Source organism: Rhizobium sp. WYCCWR 11152 (assembly GCF_013087615.1).
GTDB lineage: Bacteria > Pseudomonadota > Alphaproteobacteria > Rhizobiales > Rhizobiaceae > Rhizobium > Rhizobium indicum.
Genome location: NZ_JABFCP010000027.1, coordinates 67,780 through 85,451 on the forward strand (window position 1 = coordinate 67,780; position 17,672 = coordinate 85,451).

Sequence of the window (17,672 nt, forward strand, 5' to 3'; positions counted from 1 at the left end):
ATTTCATCAGGGTTTCCGGACAGTAACCGCACTCGGTTAACCGCCCCTCAAAGTTTATGGTTAACAATTTGCTACTTTGTCCCTTGGCCGTTCGGTTCCATGACTTTGGGGCGACAAGAAGGCAGCAGCGCATCGCCTACTCCATAAGCGGCGACCAGGCGGGGTCGGAGCCGTAGGTCGGCGTCTTCACGAGCTGCTCGTTGTAACCGGTCAGATCGATCGAATAGAGCTGCGGACCGCCCGACCCCGCCGCCTGGCGGAAGAACATCAGCACACGGCCGTTCGGCGCCCAGGTCGGGCCCTCATTGTGGAAGCCGGTCGTCAGGATGCGCTCGCCCGAACCATCCGGCTTCATCACGCCGATCGAGAACTTGCCGCCGGCCTGTTTGGTGAAGGCGATGAGATCGCCGCGCGGCGACCAGACCGGCGTCGAATAGGAGCCGTCGCCGAAGGAAATACGGGTCTGGCCGGAACCATCGGCGTTCATCACGTAGATCTGCGGCTTTCCGCCGCGGTCGCTTTCGAAGCTGACGCGTGCGCCGTCAGGCGAATAGGAGGGCGACGTGTCGATCGCCGCCGTCGAGGTCAACCGCGTCGTCGTGCGCGAGCGCAGGTCCATCGTATAGATGTTGGAATTGGCATCCTGCTGCAGGCTCATGATCACCTTCTGCCCATCCGGCGAGAAGCGCGGCGAGAAGGTCATGCCGGGGAAGTTACCGACGACCTCGCGCTGCCCGGTTTCGAGCTGCAGCAGATAGACCCGCGGCTGCTGGTTGGCAAAGGACATGTAGGTCACTTCCTGCCGGCTCGGCGAGAAGCGCGGCGTCAGCACGAGATCGCTGCCATCCGTCAGCATCCGCACGTTGAAGCCATCCTGATCCATGATCGCCAGCTGGCGCTTGCGCTGCTGCTTGGTGCCGGATTCGGAGACGAAGACGACGCGGGTGTCGAAATAACCCTCTTCGCCGGTGATCTGCTTGTAGATCGCATCGGCGATGATGTGAGCCACACGGCGCCAGTTCTCCGGCTGCGTGTAGAACTGCTGACCGGCCATCTGCTGTCCGGCAAAAGTATCCCACAGGCGGAATTCGGCGCGAAGGCGGCCATCCGCTTCCTTGGTAACCCGGCCGGTGACCAACGCCTGGGCATTGATGACCTTCCAGTCCTCGAAGCGCGGCGAAGCGTCGGGATTAGAAATCTTCTCGATGAAGGCGGTTTTGTTGATGGGTGCGAAGAGACCGGACCGCTGCAAGTCGGCGGCGATGACTTGCGAGACCTGCGCGCCCATGTCGCCCTGGAAATCAGTCACCGCGATCGGAAGCGGCTGGATATTACCCTTGTTGATATTGATCTCGACAAGCGCGTTCGCCGGGGTCGTAAAGACTGCGGCCCCGACTAGACCGGCGACGACCATGAGGGCGCGGATGAGGGAACACTTGACCATATCAAAACAAGCCTTTCAGCACTTTATAGGTTCAGTTGGCTGGCGTCGAAGTACAAAACGACTTCCTTCCAGGCATCGTATTTGTCTTTTGGAAGCATCGCGTAAGGAGCTGCACGGACAATTGCGCGAAGAGCTGCGTCGGCAATGATTTTACGTGTCCGTTCGCTGCCACCACTAACCTCCGCGTCGGGAGTTCCGATAATGCGACCGTCCCTATCGAGGCGCACACGGAACCTTAAATGAACGCTGGCGGCATCCTTCAGGTCCGCAGGAAGGACAAAACGATTTGCGATGGCATTTCGCATCGCATCGATAACGGGCATACTTAAAATCTCTGCTTTTGAGTCAGTTTTTTCCCGACCCATCGCCTCCGCATGTCCAACAGGCGGCAGTGAGAAAGCAGCCATTAACATCGTCAGCGCCCCGATGGACTTCGCGAAATGGGATAAGCTACTCAACATTTAGATTCCCAGATCGCTGGCATCGAAGTTGAGATCCATCTCGTTCCAGCCGTTTTCTCCCTCATATTTGTCTGCAGGCAGATTTTTGAGAGGAGATGATTTCATAACAGCGCGGTAGACACTGCTCTTGAGCGCTTGGCGTGTTGAATCCGGCCCGCCTGAAGCAATGACCTCGGGATCGCCAACGACATTACCGGCCTGATCAAGTTGAACACGAACCTTAAGATGAACTTCGTTGGCGCCGGCCAATCCGGAAACAACCGTCCAGTTGCCAGAGATCTGGCCGCGTACGGCATCAATCTCGCTCTGGCTAAGGGAAGCGCCACCATTGCTCTTCTTCGCACCAAGCGATGCTTCCTGCGTCGAGCGCTTCGCACCCCCAGCGGAAGGATCGGTCTTATTCAGCAGCGCAGCAACCTCGTCGGCATTGAAGTCGCTCTTCATCGATGAGGCGGATTTCGCCGTTTCCTGCTTCTTGTCCGCCTTCTTCTTGTCGGTCGGTGTGTCGGCGGTCTTCGCTTGATCCGCAGTCTTTTCCGGCGGCTTTTCGACGGGCTTCTGTGGTTCCGGCGGTTTCACCTGCGGCTTGGCGACAGGCGTCGGTACATTGTCCGGCAGCGCCTCGGCGTCCGGCTTCGGCGGTTCCTCCGGCTTGGCCTGCTCTTCCGGCGGCTTTTCCTCGGGCTTCGGCGGCGTTACTTCGACCGGCTTCGGCGGCGGAATGGAAGCGACCTCCTTCGGCTGTTCGACTTCCGTTTCCTCCTTGACGATCTCCTTGACGTCATTCGGCTTAGGGTCGATCTTCGGCATCGGCTTGTCGCTCGAATTCGCCGCGGCAGCCTCCGTATTGCTGGGTTTGGCGTTCGGCACCGGCGGCGTCTTCATGTCGACATTGTTGTCACCGGCATTCTCGGCCGGTTGCGCAATCGGTGGCCGCGTCGTCGGCACGGGCGCAGAAGTCTCCTTCTTCGGAGCCTTCTTGTCGCCTTGCTGCATCTGGGTAATGGATTCCACCGGCACGAGATCGACCGGCATCGCCTCGAAATCCTCCACCTTGAAGGATTCCGGGGCGCCGAGCGACACCATCGCCCAGGTGAGCACCAGGCCGTGCAAAACAGCAGATGTGATGACACTGGCCTTCATTTTGCGCGCTATTGGTCCTTCTTCTGCTGCGTCACGAGGCCGATATTCTTGAAGCCTGCGCCCTGAATACGGGCCATGACATCGGCGATGACGCCATAAGGCGCGGTCGCATCGCCGCGCACGAAGATACGTTCGTTATAGCCGGTGGTGGCGATCGCCTCGAGCTTGGCGGCGATCTCCGCCGCCGGGATCGGCGTTTCCTGCAGGAACACCTCGCCGTCATTCTTGACTGAGATGGTAATCGGCTGCGTCTCGGAATTCAGCGCCTTGGCCTGCGTTTCCGGCAGATCGATCGGCACGCCGACAGTCATCATTGGTGCCGCGACCATGAAGATGATCAAAAGCACCAGCATGACGTCGACGAGCGGCGTCACGTTGATTTCGGAAATCACGGCCCTGTTCCGACCGCCGCGACGGCGGCGTCCGCCGCCCCCACCGCCATTACCTCCAACAGCCATACCCATGTGAGAATACTCCGTTGGTTACTGAGCGGCAGCGCGCGGCTGCAGTTTCTCGTCGATCTGGCGCGAAAGTATGGCGGAGAATTCATCCGCGAAACCTTCCATGCGGCCCGAAAGCTTGCCGGCATCGGCAGAGAACTTGTTGTAGGCGATAACCGCCGGGATAGCGGCGACGAGGCCGATCGCGGTGGCAAGCAGCGCTTCGGCGATACCGGGCGCGACGACCGCAAGGTTGGTCGACTTCGAACCGGCGATTGCCTGGAACGAGGTCATGATGCCGACGACCGTGCCGAACAGACCGATGAACGGGCCGGCCGAGCCGATGGTCGCGAGCGATCCAAGGCGAGCGCCGAGAAATTCAGTCTCACGGGCGAGCGTCACGTCCATCGCGCGGTCGATACGCATCTGCAGGCCGATCGGCGAACGGGCGCCGCGTTCGAAAGATTTCTTCCACTCGCGCATGGCGGCCACGAAGATCGCCGCCAGCCCCGTATTGCTGCGTTCCGACAGCGAGCGGTAGAGTTCTTCCAGCGACTGGCCCGACCAGAACACCTGCTCGAACTTGTCGAACTGGCGCCGTGCGCGGCCATAGGCCAGATATTTGTCGATGACGATCGCCCACGTCCACACCGAGGCTGCGATGAGCCCGAGCATGACGAGCTTGACGACGATGCCGGCCTGCATGAAAAGCGACCAGAGGCTGACGTCCGTCGTTGCTGCTGCCAATCCTACTTGTTCCATTGGTCCAAAATCCCCGAATCCAAACGCCCGGCGCTAGACCGGGCGGCACAAACTGATCTCGCAAGAAGTGTCCGGCGGCCGCCGCCCAAAGCCCTGGTCAAACTTCCAAGCTCATCTTCCGCCTTCTTGCCGTCAAATTTGGTCAAAGGAAGGCGTGCACCGCACAAACTCCGACTTTCCCAGTAAGACACTATTATGGTTAATAGATCGTTAGTGCCGGACTGTGACAGTAAGCCTGTGTTTGGAAGATTTCGTTCCATGGATTACTTGACCGGAGCAAGGTCCGGCTGCCGAAAGAGCGCTCATCCTGCGGCGCGGGAATTCCTTCACATAAAACTCAAGTTCTGACAAGAGCTGAATTTCAAGCGATTCTGACTACAATGGCGTGCTGCCCTCCAGGAATTTCATCGCCAGTGTTTCCGGCAGCCGCCTCGGCCGCCCCCGGGCGTTGATGACGGCGATGATCACCTTGGCGGCGATCAGCAGCGTCTCGCCCGAACGGATCTGCTGATTGAGCACCATCTTGGCGCCGCCGGCTTTTTCCGTATGCGTCAGGATCGTCAGCACATCGTCCATGCGCGCCGGGCTCTTGAAGTCGATCTCCATGCGATGGACGACGAAAACCAACCCCTCCTCGTCGGCACTGACGAGTTCGCGTTGCTCGACGCCGAGGCAGCGCAGATAATCGGTGCGGCCGCGCTCCAGGAAATGCAGGTAGCGGGCGTGATAGACCAGGCCGGAGAAGTCCGTATCTTCATAATAGACCCGCTGGACGAGGCGGTGTCCAGCCTCCGTCAGCTCTCCCGAAATGGAAAAAGGGCGTTCCGTCATAATTTTCTCCAAACTCAGGTGCCCTGTTTGGCGCAACGCTTCCCGGCAGGCAAGCATTGAATGCCCGGCCGGCAGGCATTGAATGATTGTCACAATTCCTAACTATTGCCGATAATGAGCGACCAATCAGGAGACGATGCGATGAAGATTGCGGTTATGGGCGGAGACGGTTTCATCGGTTGGCCAACGTCGCTGCATCTCTCCGATGCCGGGCACGACATCCATATCCTCGACAATCTCTCGCGCCGCTGGATCGACACCGAACTTGGCGTTCAGTCGCTGACCCCGATGGATTCGATCCAGGAGCGCACCCGCATCTGGCATGCCGAAACCGGGCGCCGCATCCACTTCAATCTGATCGATCTTGCCAAGGATTACGAACTCCTGAAGAACTGGCTTTCCGAACATCGCCCGGATGCCGTCATCCATTTCGCCGAGCAGCGGGCCGCGCCCTATTCGATGAAGAGCGACCGCCACAAGAACTACACCGTCAACAACAATGTCAGCGCCACGCACAACCTGCTGAACGCGCTGACGGAACTCAATCTCGATGCCCATCTCATCCATCTCGGCACCATGGGCGTCTACGGCTATTCGACAGTCGGGGCGGCGATCCCCGAGGGTTACCTGCCGGTCGGCATCGAAACCGCAGGCGGCGAGACGGTCAGCCAGGAGATCCTCTATCCCTCCAATCCCGGCTCGATCTATCACATGACCAAGTGCCTGGATCAGCTTCTCTTCCAGTTCTACGCCAGGAATGATGGTCTGAGGATCACCGATCTGCACCAGGGCATCGTCTGGGGCACGCATACCGAGCAGACGCGCCGCCACGCGCAGCTGATCAACCGTTTCGACTATGACGGCGATTATGGCACGGTGCTGAACCGCTTCCTCATCCAGGCGGCGATCGGCTATCCGCTGACGGTGCACGGCACCGGCGGCCAGACCCGCGCCTTCATCCATATCCAGGATTCGGTCCGCTGCATCGAGCTGGCGCTGAAAAACCCGCCGGCTCGCGGCGCCCGCGTCGAGATCTTCAACCAGATGACAGAAACCCACCGGGTGCGCGACCTTGCCGAGATGATCGCCAGGATGAGCGGCGCCAAGATTGCCTGGCTGCCCAACCCGCGCAAGGAAGCCGCCGAGAACGAGCTGATCGTCCGGAACGAAAAGTTCCGCGATCTCGGCCTCGAACCGATCACGCTGGAAGCGGGCCTGCTCGGCGAGATCGTCGATGTCGCGAAGAAGTTCGCCTATCGCGTCGACCGCTCGCGCGTGCCGGCCGTCTCCGCCTGGACCAAGGACATCGCCGCGACGATCAATCACGATCCGGAAGGCAAGCGGCTGAAGTCGGTGTCGTGAGCGCTGAGATATGACGAACGCTAGGCAGCCTGCGGCCAACCCACAAACTCACCCTCGTCACGTCAGCTCAACCATGGCTCGGCATCTCATTTGGACTCGCCAAAGCGGGAAGGTCGCGGCTTGCTCCCTCTTCTCCCCAGCGGGGAGAAGGTGGCCCGAAGGGCCGGATGAGGGGGCCGCATGGCACGCCATTCATTGCCCTTCGCTTGCGCTCAGCGCAGTCGCTCCTGTCGTCGCTCACCCCCTCAACCGCCTGCCGGCACCTTCTCCCCGCTGGGGAGAAGAGACGTGTAGCAACGCTTTGCTGTCTCTCCTTCGCCGGAGCAAGATATATCGGGGCAGCGGAGCCCGATGAACCGCTCGTCCGTCTTCGCCTACGTCACACTCGTCACCAATTCCGACTACGCCATGGGTGCGACCGCGCTTGCCCGCTCCCTGCGCCGAACCGGCACTGGGGCCGATATCGTCATTCTCCACACCCGCGGCGTCGATGCTGCCGCCCTTTTGCCCCTGAAAACGCTCGACTGCCGCCTGATCGAGGTCGAACACCTGCCGCTCTCTGCGGCCGTCAACGAGCGCCACGCCCGCGGTCAACTCCATTCGACAGCTCCTTTCACCAAGGGCCGCAAGCCGGATTTCCATTCGCCGCTCGACAATTTCTGCAAGCTCAGGCTCTGGCAGCTCGTCGAATACCAGCGCTGCGTCTTCATCGACGCCGACGCCCTCGTGCTGAAGAACGTCGACAGACTCTTCTTCTACCCGGAATTTTCCGCCGCCCCCAATGTCTACGAAAGCCTCGCCGACTTCCACCGCATGAATTCCGGCGTCTTCGTCGCCACGCCCTCGCATGACACGTTCCGGCACATGCTCGAAAGGCTCGACAGGCCGAACGCCTTCTGGCGGCGCACCGATCAGACCTTTCTCGAGACGTTCTTCCCGGATTGGCACGGCCTGCCGGTTTATTTCAACATGCTGCAATATGTATGGTTCACCATGCCGGAGCTTTGGGACTGGAAGAGCATTTCGATCCTGCACTACCAGTATGAAAAACCGTGGGAAAAGGATCATCCCAAGGCAGCGCGACTACAACCTTTGATCGATCTGTGGCACCGTTTCCACGATGGCGGCGACGTGCCTGAGATCACGGCGCTGGACAATCCGGAAGGGGCAGCATGAAGGTACTTGTATCGGGTGGAACGGGTCTCGTCGGCCGGTATGTCGTCGAGGAACTGCTGGCCGCCGGATATCAGGTGATCGTCGGCGGGCGCCGCGCGCCGCTGCCCCGCCTCTTCTCCCGCCCGGTCGAGTTCGCAGCGCTTTCGCTCGATCCCGACAAGGATCAGATCGATGTCTTCGATGACGCCTATTTCTTCGTCCACGCCGCTTTCAGTCATGTTCCGGGCAAATATCGCGGCGGCGAGGGCGACGATCCGAAGACCTTCCACAGGTTGAACCTCGACGGCACTGTCCGGCTTTTCGAAGCCGCCAAACGCGCCGGCACGCGCCGCTGCGTCTTCCTGTCCAGCCGCGCCGCCTACGGCGAACATCCCGAGGCAACCGAACTGACGGAGACGATGCTGGCCAAGCCCGAAACACTCTACGGTCAGGTGAAGCTCGATGCCGAACGCGCGCTTGCCCATCTCTCCACGCCGGGCTTTGCTGGCGTAAGCCTGAGGGCGACCGGCGTCTATGGCGATCTCTCGCCGAACAAATGGGACGGCATCATCGCCGATTACCTCGCCGGCCAGCCGGTTGCCGCCCATCTGGGAACGGAAGTTCACGGCCGCGACCTCGGTCGGGCGGTGAGGCTGATGCTGGAGACGGAAAGCACCCGCATCTCCGGCGAGGTCTTCAACGTCTCGGACATGTCAGTCGACACGCGCGATATCCTTTCACCCATCCGCCACGAGACGGGCTGTCGGCACGCGCTGCCGGCCCCTGCCGATAGCGCCGCGCTCAATCCCATGAGCACTGCGAAAATCCGAGCGCTCGGCTGGGCGCCCGGCGGAGCGCCTCTATTCAACGAGACGATGCAGCGACTGGCCGCTGCGCTTCCCGAATCCCAAAGACACAGGTCCACGCAAGTCTGACGTTGCAGAATGCGCCCGAATCGCAATCGGGGCCCGAATTAAAAATCGGGGAATTGTTCATGCAGGTTGCAACCACGTCTGCCTCTATCATCTTGCGCGGTGCGTCTTCGACGGCAGCCATTTCAGCCGCGGGAAGCGAGACCGATCAGGGCGTGCTGAAGCTGCAGCGCGCCACCCAGGCGCTGCAGCAGATGCGCCAGACCCTGGCAAACTCGGGAGACGAGGCCAAGGCGAAGGCGCAACGCAAGCTCGAAGAGGCAAAACAGGAGTTGGAGATGCTGCGCAGCTCCAACATGGCACCTGAGGTGGTCGCCCGGTTGGCCGCCGAACTGGCGCGCAAGGTCGGCACTGCCGCCTCCGAATTCGCATCATCAGTCGCGACCGGCAGTCCCGCAACGGCTGTTCCGATGGACGCAACTACGGATGCAACAGCAGTCGCAACGAGCGGGGCCGCCGCTGCACTGACGGATACTTCAGGAGAAACTGCGGCCGGCGAGACCGGCTCGCAGGAACCGGACGCTACCGCCAACGCCCGCAAGGCCTATGCGAGCGTCGCCGAGGATGCCCCGAAATTTTCAGGCATTTCGGCCGATGATCGTGAAACGATGGAAGAGTTCAAGGCGGTTGTGCGCGAACTCAAGCAAGTGCTCGAAAAGGCGATGCGCGAGTTGCGGCAGCAGGACCGGCAGGCTGGGGCCAATATGGCAGGCTTCTCCATCGCCACGGCGACAATACCGACAAGCATCGTCGTCTGACGACCGCTGCCGCCGGCGGGCGAGGCGTGAAACGAGCGTGATGCTGTCGCATCCTGCATTTGCATCGGACATCCAGCCGTCTATGCTCGGGTAAATCTCTCAGAACCGGCAGATCCAATGACCGCGAAAGAATTGAAAGCGCAGCTGCGCAACGAACGGCTGTCGGCCCGCGACGCTATCCCCGCCGAGAAACGCGCCTCCAAAAGCCTCGCAATGGCCGACCATGCCGGCGAGGCCGTCGGTTTTGCGCTGGATACGATCGTCTCCGGCTTCCTGCCGATCCGTTCGGAAGCCGATCTCAGGCCGCTGATGGCGCGCTTTGCCGTGCGCGGGGCGCGGCTCTGCGTGCCGGCGATCCTCGATCGGCAGACCATCGTCTTTCGCGAGCTGGCGGAAGGTGCGCCCCTCATCGATACCGGTTTCGGCACGGTCGGCCCCGGCAAGGATGCCGCCATTCTCGATCCCGAGATCATGCTGGTGCCGCTTTCGGCCTTCGATGCCCGCGGCCACCGCATCGGCTACGGTGCCGGCCACTACGACCGCGCCATCAGCCGGCTCAGACAAAAAGGCCTGCATCCGAAGCTGATCGGCATTGCATTCGACTGCCAGGAAGTGGCACATGTGCCCGACGAGCCGCACGACATAAGCCTGGATGCCATCCTGACAGAAAGCGGCCTTCGCTTTTTTGCCTCTTGGATTGGATAGGGAATGCGGCTGCTTTTTCTGGGTGACATGGTCGGCAAGACGGGACGCACGGCGGTCTGGGACCGCCTTCCGGGTCTGGTCTCCGACCTCAAGCTCGATTTCGTCGTCGTCAACGGCGAGAACGCCGCTGGCGGCTTCGGCATCACCGAGGACATCTTTCTGGAAACGATCAATGCCGGCGCCGATGTGGTGACGACGGGCAATCACGTCTGGGACCAGAAGGAAGCCGTCGCTTTTGCCGGCCGCCACGATCAGTTCCTGCGGCCGGCCAACTATCCGCAAGGCACGCCTGGCCGCGGCTCCGGCCTTTTCTATGCCAGGAACGGCGCGCGTGTGCTTGTTGCCAACGTCATGGGACGGGTCTTCATGCACCCCGAACTCGACGACCCCTTCAAATCGGCGGAGGTCATCCTCGACGCCTGCCCGCTGAAGGAACAGGCCGACGCGATCATCTTCGATTTCCATGCCGAGGCGACCAGCGAGAAGCAGTGCTTCGGCCATTTCGTCGACGGCCGCGCCAGCTTCGTCGTCGGCACCCACACGCATGTACCGACCGCCGACGCACAGATCCTGAACGGCGGCACCGCCTATATGTCGGATGCCGGCATGTGCGGCGACTACGACTCCTCCCTCGGCATGGACAAGGAGGAGCCGCTCAACCGCTTCATCTCCAAGATGCCAAAGGGCCGCATGGAAGCCGCGAACGGCCCCGCGACGATCTGCGGCGTCGGCGTGGAAATCTCGGATACGACAGGACTTGCCGAAAAGATCGCGCCACTCCGGCTCGGGCCGCGGCTGGCCGAGACGGTGCCGGAGTTCTGGCGGTAACAGGCGACAGGCGCCGTTCAACACGCAATTGTGAGAACCCGCCGTCTGGACCCCTGCGGCCTCATGCCGCATCCTCCCCGCCATTCGCGCATAACCCCGAAAATCGGAATCGATTTTCGGAACGGATTACGCGCCGATCGAAGGGTGATAGAGCGCCGGAGGGGTGGCATGAAGCCGCGATATCTTGTCCTCGCTATCGCATGCCTTACGGCCTTCGCCGTGCCGAATCTTGCCGGGGCACAAGAGCAGCGGCCGCCGGTCAGCCAGTGCCAGGCGATCGCGCAAACCATCCCCAAGGTGACCTTCGCAAGCTTTTCCGGCGCCCCGCCGCTGGTGCCTGCCGTCTCCGAGGGCGAGGACGTCAAACTGACCTTCCTCGGCCATTCGACCTTCGAGATCGATACGCCCGGCGGTATCGTTATCGCAACCGACTATAATGGCTGGTACAGGCCGGCAACGCCGCCCGATGTCGTGACCATGAACAAGGCGCACACGACCCACTATACCCTGACCCCCGATCCCGGCATCAAACATGTGCTGCATGGGTGGAGCGACATTCCGGGCGAGAAGGCCAACGTCAATCTCGTCGTCGGCGATGCTTATATCCGCAACGTCCCCACGGATATCCGCTTCAGCTACGGCCTCGGCGGCGCGCATGAGAACGGCAATTCCATCTTCATCTTCGAGATCGCCGGCCTCTGCATCGGCCATCTCGGCCACCTGCATTACGAGCTGACGGATGCCCATTATACCGAGATCGGCCGGCTCGACATCGTCATGGTCCCCGTCGATGGCGGCCTGACCATGGGCGCCGACAGCATGAGCCGCGTCATCAAGCGGCTACGCTCGTCGTTGATCCTGCCGATGCACCGGCGCGGCCCGCCGGTCGAAGCCTTCGTCTCGATGTTCGGCAAGGATTTCGACGTCGCCAATGCGCCCGATGACAGCATCACCGTCTCTATGCGCACGCTCCCGAAAAAGCCGCTGATCTATGTGCTGAAGGGCGTGCAGTAAAAAGGCTCGGCGGTTTTCCTTCTACAGCACCGCGCGTCTTTTCAGACGCGCAAAGGACGCTGTAGCACTTTGAATTGCTGCATAATTTTATCCTTAAATCGATTCCGATTTAAGGAATTATGCAGGAGCACTGCCCGTCAAGCGAACTGCAGATGGCGCTTGATGCCGACATCCGGCATCTTGTCGTCGTCGAGATTGGCCTTGGCGATCTCCCAGCCGAATTTCAGCTTGTTGCCCGTGGAAACCCAGATCTCAGCATCGTCGACATGGAGGGACAGCATGGTGAGCTTGGGGTCCTTCTTGCCGCCGTCATACCAGGCCGCGACGATCGAGCTCCAATATTCCTCGATCTTGGAAGGGTCAGGATGCACCTCGATCACACCGGCAAGGCAGGCGTGATAGTCGTGATCCTTGCCGATGACGCAGAAATGCGCGCGGCTGCCGGGCTTGATGGCGCGCACGATGTCGGCGTCGGTCTTGGTGTAGAACCAGATGGTGTTGGTGGTGGGATCGGCATGCGGCGCCATCGGCTGCATGTGCATGTCCAGTCCGGAAATTCCGAGCATGCCGGCATGAACGCCGTTGACCTGATCCCAGAGCTGACGTGCTGGATGTTCCTGCGCCTCACTGAGACTTGCCATAACCGTTCCTTTCCGTTGGATGGAGTTCGGTTGAAACGTCATCACCTCGCCTTTGTTCCGAACTGCTTTTTCCTTGAACGGGTGCCGTTTCGCTCTTATAAGGCGGCCCATTCCGAACAATGAGACGTGAACAGGGGTGCCATGGCTGGCCATTCACAGTTTAAAAACATCATGCACCGCAAAGGCCGTCAGGATGCCGTGCGGTCGAAAATGTTCTCCAAGCTTGCGCGCGAAATCACCGTTGCCGCCAAGGCCGGCCTGCCCGACCCGACGATGAACGCCCGTCTTCGCCTGGCGATCCAGAACGCCAAGGCTCAGTCCATGCCGAAGGACAATATCGACCGCGCCATCAAGAAGGCAGCCGGTGCCGACGGCGAAAATTATGACGAAGTCCGCTATGAAGGTTATGGCCCCGGCGGCACGGCGATCATCGTCGAGGCGCTGACCGACAACCGAAACCGCACCGCCTCCAACGTTCGCTCGAGCTTCACCAAGGCCGGCGGCGCTCTCGGCGAAACCGGTTCCGTTTCCTTCTCCTTCGACCATGTCGGCGAAATCACCTACAAGCTTTCCGTCGGCGATGGCGACAAGGTGATGGAAGCCGCGATCGAAGCCGGCGCCGACGACGTCGAGTCCGACGAAGACGGCCACTACATCACCTGCGCCTTCGAAGCCCTCGGCGAAGTGGCAAAAGCGCTGGAATCGAGCCTCGGCGAAGCCGAAACCGTCAAGGCCGTCTGGCGCGCCCAGAACAACGTGCCGGTGGACGAGGAAAAAGCCCAGTCGCTGCTGAAGCTCATCGACAGCCTGGAAGACGATGACGACGTTCAGAACGTCTATTCCAATTTCGAAGTCTCGGAAGAAGTGCTGGCGAAGCTCTCGGCCTGATCTCCTCCGGCAGATGTCAAATATAAAAACCCGGCTGCAACGCCGGGTTTTTTCTTGCCGAAAAGGGGGCGCCGTCAGAGTGCCGCCTCGCGCGCGCCCTGCCCTACGCGGCGGCTCGCATGAAATTTCCCAGCCCCGCGAAAAGTTCCACCGATGTCAGCCGCGCCTCGATGTCGTGGATCGGCATCGAGATGATCACCTCGTCGGCCTGCGTTTCCTGTAGAAACTCCGTCAGTTTCGCCTCGGCCGTCTTCGGCGAGCCGACCACGGCATAACGCAGCGTGTGTTCGACATTCATCTTTTCCATCGGCGACCAGAAGTCCGCCATATCGGCCACCGGACGCGGGAACGGGCCGCGGACATTGCGGCGCAGATTGACGAACTGCTGCTCTGCGGAAGTGAAATGATAGCGAGCCTCCTCATCCGTCGCCGCCACCGCGCCCATCACGCCGACCATCACATGCGGCTTGTCGAGCGTCGCCGAGGGCTGGAAGCGGTCGCGATAGATCGCGATCGCATCGAGCAGCATGTCGGGCGCGAAATGCGAGGCGAAGGCATAGGGAAGGCCCAACATGCCTGCGAGCTGGGCGCTGTAGAGGCTGGAGCCGAGCAGCCAGATCGGGATATGTGAACCATTGCCGGGAACCGCGAGGATCGCCTGGTTCTCGACCGGCGTATCGAGAAGTTGCTGCAGTTCCACCACGTCGTTGGGGAAGCTGTTTGCGCCGGCCTCGAGGTTGCGCCGCAGCGCCTGTGCCGTGCGCATATCCGTTCCCGGTGCACGCCCGAGGCCGAGATCGATGCGGCCGGGGAAGAGCGCCTCCAGCGTGCCGAACTGCTCGGCGATGACGAGCGGCGAATGATTGGGCAGCATGATGCCGCCGGAGCCGATGCGGATGCGCTTTGTCGCAGCCCCGACATGGCCGATGACGATGGCGGTGGCAGCACTGGCAATCCCCGGCATGCCGTGATGTTCGGCAAGCCAGAAGCGCTTGTAACCGAATTCCTCGGCCTTCACAGCCATCCGCGCCGAGGCCTCGAGGGACTGGCGCACGGTGCTGCCTTCGGCAACGGGGGAAAGGTCGAGTATGGAGAAGGGAACCATGGGAAACCTGCCGGGCAGTTGAACGATGCCGTCTATGTAGGTTCGCACCCGCGCCATTCCAAACCATGCGCGCAAACAAAAAAGGCCGCGCCAGCGCGGCCCTTATGCAATGTGGAAAGGTGTAGCTTACCGCTGACGGCGCAGCACATGCACCTCGGCGCTCGGCTGGTGATGGCCATGCGGCAGCGTGAAATTGCCGAGCTGGCGGTCCATTTCCAGGGCTTCCGTCGCCAGCCGGTGGATAGCCGCCGTCGTCTCCTCGACCATCGAGGCGTTCTGCTGCGTCATCGCGTCGAGTTCGGCAACGGCGCTATTGATCTCGCGCAGCGTATTGGCCTCCTCGCGGGTCGCACTCATGATCTCGTTGATCTGCCCGTTGATCGCCTCGACATGGGCGCCGATGCCCGTCAGTGCAACGCCCGCTTTTTCCACAAGCGTAACGCCGCTTTCCACCTCATGCGTCGATTTCTGCAACAGGCTGGAAATCTCCTTGGCCGCACTCGATGAGCGCTGGGCAAGCTCGCGCACTTCCATGGCGACGACGGCAAAGCCCTTGCCGGATTCACCCGCACGCGCTGCCTCAACACCGGCATTGAGCGCCAGGAGGTTGGTTTGGAAGGCGATGTCGTCGATGACGGAGATGATCGTGTTGATCTGGCGCGAGGAGACCTGGATTGCCTCCATCGCCGCGATCGTCTCGCGCATGATCTGGCCTGAGCCGGTCGTCTCCTTCTTGGCGTCGCGGGCGATGCGCTCGGCCTGCTCGGCTCGCTCGATCTGCCGGCGGACCGACTGTGTGATGGCGCTGATCGCATTCGCCGTCTCGGTGATCGAGCCGGCCTGGCGCTCGGTGCGCCCGGCAAGTTCGTCGGCGCCGGTGCGCATCTCTTCGGAGCCGGCGCGCACCGCCATCGAGTTGCCGCCGATGGCCGTCATGGTTTCGCTGAGCGTCGCCAGCGCCTCGTTGAAATTGACGCGCAGGCTTTCGAGTTCGTTCGGGAAACGGGTATCGATCTGATAGGCGAGATCGCCGCTCGCCAGATGATGCAGGCCCTCGTCAATCGCCTCGACCACCTGCTGCAGCGTTTTCGCCTCGGCCTCACGCTCGGCCAGATTCTGCTGGCGGTCCTGCTCGGCCCGCAGGCGCGTCTCCTCGCTGGCGGCTTCGAGCTCGCGGCTCTCGATCAGCGAGTGGCGGAAGCGGTCGAGCGCATTGGCCATCGTGCCGATCTCGTCCTTGCGGTTCAGGCTGCCGATCTCGCTGTCGAGCTTGCCATCGGCGACATCGCGGGTGACGCCGGCAAGCCGCGCAAGCGGCGAAAACAGCAAATTGGTGACGAGCCCGGTCGCGACCGCCATGACGACGAGCACGCCGATGCCGATCATCGTCAGCAAGGTGGCGATCTCGATCGAGCCGGCATTGAGCTCGCTCAAGAGCACACTCTCGACAACGAGGAAGCGGTCGCCGCGATAGTCGATGCCGCGGACATAGGCACGAGCCGTACCGTCCGCCCGGTCGAAATCGGCAACCGTCATCGCCGAACTGGCAAGCGCGCTCTGGATAAAGGTGAAGGGCGTCGCATCGAGCGTCGCAAGCTTGCCGCTTCCGTCGAGGCCGACAGCGGAGCCATCGCCGGAGACGATCGCCGCCCGCGCCGTGCTGCCCTGAACGATGCCCTTGGAGAGGATGCCGGTGACGATGTCGTCACGCACCTTGAAGAGGATGATGCCCTTGGCCGCTCCAAGCTTGATAATCGGCACGGCATAGAAGATCGCCGATTTGCCGGTGCCGGCATCGACGCGAAGGCCGGAGAAGCCAGTCGGCGCGGCGTCATCGGTCGCCTTGGCGGTATTCTCGATCGCCTTGGCGAAAGCGATGCCGGCGCCGGTTGTCTTCCAGGCGTCCGACTTCAGATTTTCGGCGAAATCATCTTCCTTCTTATAGGAGTAGAGCGCGGTACCCTCGAGATCGACGATCAGCAGGTCGCTGAAGGCGGTATCCTCGAGGTCGCGGGCGACTTCGCCCTGCGTCTTCTCATGGTTCGAATAATAAAAGCCGCTCGGCCCTTCCGGCTTCATAAGCTTCTCGCGCTGGTCGGCCGGGTTGGGATTGTTCGATATGAAAACCTTCTTCAGCTCGGCACGAGCGTCGCCCGAGGTTTTCTCGATGGTTTTCCAGCCGCTCTTCAGGCTGGTGATCGACATTTGCAGCGCCTCGATGCGCGCAATCGAGTTGGCCTGGTTTTCAAGCTGCGTCAGCTGGTCCTGCAGCATGTCGCCGCGGAAGATCAGCACGCTTTCCTTGGACTTCAGCGCCTGCTCGTCGGAGATGCGGCTGCTGGCGAAATAGGCCAGCACGTCGATGACCGCGATCGACAGCACGGTCAGCAGAATGAATGTGACGATGACCTTGAAGGACAGGGATTGAAATCTCTGTGCCATGTACGACGAACCCCTTCTGAACGCGCTTGCCAGCCGGGCACGCAGCGCATGCCTGATCGACCGACCTGTAAACAGAACATCGGAGGCTTAATCTTCGCGAAAAGAAGCCCCTCTCGTATTGACGACTAGAATTCAGGCATCTGTTTTAATTCGCGGTAAATGGCGGGGCCTAAATCCGGGAGTGTTTTTGTTTTGTTCACATATCGATGGCACTTATTTCGCGATCGCTATAGGTTGAACCATGCAAAATACGATTCGCATCGTCGGTATTGATCCCGGACTTCGCCGCACCGGCTGGGGAATCATCGAGACATCAGGCAATTCCTTGCGGTTTGTCGCATCTGGAACAGTGACTTCCGATGGCGACATGGACCTTGCCTCCCGCCTTTGCCAATTGCACGACGGCCTGGCGGAGATCGTCCACAGCTATAAGCCGGATGAAGCCGCCGTCGAACAGACCTTCGTCAACAAGGATGCGGTGGCGACCCTGAAGCTTGGCCAGGCCCGCGGCATTGCCATGCTGGTGCCGGCGCGCGCCGGCCTGCCGGTCTCCGAATATGCCCCGAACGCCGTGAAGAAGGCCGTCATCGGCGTCGGCCATGGCGAAAAGCAGCAGATCCACATGATGTTGAAGATCCTGATGCCGAAGGTCGAATTCAAGGGCAACGACGCCGCCGACGCCTTAGCGATCGCCATCTGCCATGCGCATAATCGCGGCAGCAACCGGATGCGACAGGCGCTGGCCGGTTAATCCATACTTG

Annotated in this window: 18 protein-coding genes; 9 read left to right on the forward strand and 9 right to left on the reverse strand. The window is 61.1% G+C overall.

What is annotated here, in order from left to right:
* Nucleotides 1-136: 136 nt before the first annotated feature.
* From tolB to ybgC, 6 genes are all read right to left on the reverse strand, one after another.
* The gene (gene tolB, locus G9X67_RS32585) at nt 137-1,444 is read right to left on the reverse strand and encodes a Tol-Pal system beta propeller repeat protein TolB (RefSeq protein WP_138390911.1); all 1,308 of its coding nucleotides are present in this window, start codon (nt 1,442-1,444) and stop codon (nt 137-139) included.
* Nucleotides 1,445-1,467: 23 nt separating this feature from the next.
* Complete coding sequence (locus G9X67_RS32590; protein WP_171600613.1) at nt 1,468-1,905, reverse strand: cell envelope integrity protein TolA; 438 nt, start codon at nt 1,903-1,905, stop codon at nt 1,468-1,470.
* Nucleotides 1,906-3,048 (reverse strand): hypothetical protein, encoded by a 1,143-nt coding sequence (locus G9X67_RS32595; protein WP_138390913.1) that lies wholly within the window; start codon nt 3,046-3,048, stop codon nt 1,906-1,908.
* Nucleotides 3,049-3,056: 8 nt separating this feature from the next.
* Nucleotides 3,057-3,512, reverse strand: coding sequence for a protein TolR (gene tolR, locus G9X67_RS32600; protein WP_003542730.1), 456 nt, complete (start codon nt 3,510-3,512; stop codon nt 3,057-3,059).
* An 18-nt stretch (nt 3,513-3,530) separates the two neighbouring features.
* Entirely contained in the window at nt 3,531-4,250 is a 720-nt protein-coding gene (gene tolQ, locus G9X67_RS32605) for a protein TolQ (protein ID WP_003552507.1), read from the reverse strand.
* Nucleotides 4,251-4,625: 375 nt separating this feature from the next.
* Nucleotides 4,626-5,081 (reverse strand): tol-pal system-associated acyl-CoA thioesterase, encoded by a 456-nt coding sequence (ybgC, locus tag G9X67_RS32610; RefSeq protein ID WP_064651280.1) that lies wholly within the window; start codon nt 5,079-5,081, stop codon nt 4,626-4,628.
* Nucleotides 5,082-5,222: 141 nt separating this feature from the next.
* Between ybgC and G9X67_RS32615 the strand changes: the two genes are divergently transcribed.
* From G9X67_RS32615 to G9X67_RS32645, 7 genes are all read left to right on the forward strand, one after another.
* Nucleotides 5,223-6,443, forward strand: a complete 1,221-nt coding sequence (locus tag G9X67_RS32615) for an NAD-dependent epimerase/dehydratase family protein (RefSeq protein ID WP_003542736.1) — start codon at nt 5,223-5,225, stop codon at nt 6,441-6,443.
* A gap of 351 nt (nt 6,444-6,794) precedes the next feature.
* Nucleotides 6,795-7,619, forward strand: a complete 825-nt coding sequence (locus G9X67_RS32620; RefSeq protein WP_171600614.1) for a glycosyltransferase — start codon at nt 6,795-6,797, stop codon at nt 7,617-7,619.
* On the forward strand, nt 7,616-8,533 hold the full coding sequence (locus G9X67_RS32625; RefSeq protein ID WP_171600615.1) for an NAD(P)-dependent oxidoreductase: 918 nt from the start codon (nt 7,616-7,618) through the stop codon (nt 8,531-8,533). The genes G9X67_RS32620 and G9X67_RS32625 overlap by 4 nt, the downstream gene beginning before the upstream one ends.
* 59 nt (nt 8,534-8,592) lie before the next feature.
* Nucleotides 8,593-9,288 (forward strand): hypothetical protein, encoded by a 696-nt coding sequence (locus G9X67_RS32630; protein ID WP_171600616.1) that lies wholly within the window; start codon nt 8,593-8,595, stop codon nt 9,286-9,288.
* 117 nt (nt 9,289-9,405) lie between these two features.
* Nucleotides 9,406-9,993, forward strand: a complete 588-nt coding sequence (locus G9X67_RS32635; RefSeq protein WP_138333462.1) for a 5-formyltetrahydrofolate cyclo-ligase — start codon at nt 9,406-9,408, stop codon at nt 9,991-9,993.
* Nucleotides 9,994-9,996: 3 nt separating this feature from the next.
* Nucleotides 9,997-10,821, forward strand: coding sequence for a TIGR00282 family metallophosphoesterase (locus G9X67_RS32640; protein ID WP_025395924.1), 825 nt, complete (start codon nt 9,997-9,999; stop codon nt 10,819-10,821).
* A gap of 168 nt (nt 10,822-10,989) precedes the next feature.
* Nucleotides 10,990-11,835, forward strand: coding sequence for an MBL fold metallo-hydrolase (locus G9X67_RS32645; RefSeq protein ID WP_138333460.1), 846 nt, complete (start codon nt 10,990-10,992; stop codon nt 11,833-11,835).
* A gap of 137 nt (nt 11,836-11,972) precedes the next feature.
* Here G9X67_RS32645 and G9X67_RS32650 read toward each other — a convergent pair whose 3' ends face one another.
* Nucleotides 11,973-12,476: a pyridoxamine 5'-phosphate oxidase family protein gene (locus G9X67_RS32650; RefSeq protein ID WP_029871965.1), complete on the reverse strand. Its 504-nt coding sequence runs from the start codon at nt 12,474-12,476 to the stop codon at nt 11,973-11,975.
* Nucleotides 12,477-12,617: 141 nt separating this feature from the next.
* Between G9X67_RS32650 and G9X67_RS32655 the strand changes: the two genes are divergently transcribed.
* The gene (locus tag G9X67_RS32655) at nt 12,618-13,364 is read left to right on the forward strand and encodes a YebC/PmpR family DNA-binding transcriptional regulator (protein ID WP_011653412.1); all 747 of its coding nucleotides are present in this window, start codon (nt 12,618-12,620) and stop codon (nt 13,362-13,364) included.
* A 103-nt stretch (nt 13,365-13,467) separates the two neighbouring features.
* On the opposite strand, the gene G9X67_RS32660 is transcribed toward G9X67_RS32655, so the two are convergent.
* Both G9X67_RS32660 and G9X67_RS32665 read right to left on the reverse strand, forming a co-directional pair.
* Nucleotides 13,468-14,469 (reverse strand): LLM class flavin-dependent oxidoreductase, encoded by a 1,002-nt coding sequence (locus G9X67_RS32660; protein ID WP_138333548.1) that lies wholly within the window; start codon nt 14,467-14,469, stop codon nt 13,468-13,470.
* Between the two features lie 126 nt (nt 14,470-14,595).
* On the reverse strand, nt 14,596-16,911 hold the full coding sequence (locus tag G9X67_RS32665) for a methyl-accepting chemotaxis protein (protein ID WP_171600617.1): 2,316 nt from the start codon (nt 16,909-16,911) through the stop codon (nt 14,596-14,598).
* Between the two features lie 241 nt (nt 16,912-17,152).
* Here G9X67_RS32665 and ruvC point away from each other — a divergent pair, with 241 nt between their 5' ends.
* Entirely contained in the window at nt 17,153-17,662 is a 510-nt protein-coding gene (ruvC, locus tag G9X67_RS32670) for a crossover junction endodeoxyribonuclease RuvC (RefSeq protein ID WP_003542749.1), read from the forward strand.
* The last annotated feature ends 10 nt before the right edge of the window (nt 17,663-17,672 follow it).

Excerpts from the sequence above, each read along its gene's own strand:
- tolB (WP_138390911.1), bottom strand. The coding sequence starts at position 1,444 with ATGGTCAAGTGTTCCCTCATCCGCGCCCTCATGGTCGTCGCCGGTCTA.
- G9X67_RS32590 (WP_171600613.1), bottom strand. The coding sequence starts at position 1,905 with ATGTTGAGTAGCTTATCCCATTTCGCGAAGTCCATCGGGGCGCTGACG.
- G9X67_RS32595 (WP_138390913.1), bottom strand. The coding sequence starts at position 3,048 with ATGAAGGCCAGTGTCATCACATCTGCTGTTTTGCACGGCCTGGTGCTC.
- tolR (WP_003542730.1), bottom strand. The coding sequence starts at position 3,512 with ATGGGTATGGCTGTTGGAGGTAATGGCGGTGGGGGCGGCGGACGCCGC.
- tolQ (WP_003552507.1), bottom strand. The coding sequence starts at position 4,250 with ATGGAACAAGTAGGATTGGCAGCAGCAACGACGGACGTCAGCCTCTGG.
- ybgC (WP_064651280.1), bottom strand. The coding sequence starts at position 5,081 with ATGACGGAACGCCCTTTTTCCATTTCGGGAGAGCTGACGGAGGCTGGA.
- G9X67_RS32615 (WP_003542736.1), top strand. The coding sequence starts at position 5,223 with ATGAAGATTGCGGTTATGGGCGGAGACGGTTTCATCGGTTGGCCAACG.
- G9X67_RS32620 (WP_171600614.1), top strand. The coding sequence starts at position 6,795 with ATGAACCGCTCGTCCGTCTTCGCCTACGTCACACTCGTCACCAATTCC.
- G9X67_RS32625 (WP_171600615.1), top strand. The coding sequence starts at position 7,616 with ATGAAGGTACTTGTATCGGGTGGAACGGGTCTCGTCGGCCGGTATGTC.
- G9X67_RS32630 (WP_171600616.1), top strand. The coding sequence starts at position 8,593 with ATGCAGGTTGCAACCACGTCTGCCTCTATCATCTTGCGCGGTGCGTCT.
- G9X67_RS32635 (WP_138333462.1), top strand. The coding sequence starts at position 9,406 with ATGACCGCGAAAGAATTGAAAGCGCAGCTGCGCAACGAACGGCTGTCG.
- G9X67_RS32640 (WP_025395924.1), top strand. The coding sequence starts at position 9,997 with ATGCGGCTGCTTTTTCTGGGTGACATGGTCGGCAAGACGGGACGCACG.
- G9X67_RS32645 (WP_138333460.1), top strand. The coding sequence starts at position 10,990 with ATGAAGCCGCGATATCTTGTCCTCGCTATCGCATGCCTTACGGCCTTC.
- G9X67_RS32650 (WP_029871965.1), bottom strand. The coding sequence starts at position 12,476 with ATGGCAAGTCTCAGTGAGGCGCAGGAACATCCAGCACGTCAGCTCTGG.
- G9X67_RS32655 (WP_011653412.1), top strand. The coding sequence starts at position 12,618 with ATGGCTGGCCATTCACAGTTTAAAAACATCATGCACCGCAAAGGCCGT.
- G9X67_RS32660 (WP_138333548.1), bottom strand. The coding sequence starts at position 14,469 with ATGGTTCCCTTCTCCATACTCGACCTTTCCCCCGTTGCCGAAGGCAGC.
- G9X67_RS32665 (WP_171600617.1), bottom strand. The coding sequence starts at position 16,911 with ATGGCACAGAGATTTCAATCCCTGTCCTTCAAGGTCATCGTCACATTC.
- ruvC (WP_003542749.1), top strand. The coding sequence starts at position 17,153 with ATGCAAAATACGATTCGCATCGTCGGTATTGATCCCGGACTTCGCCGC.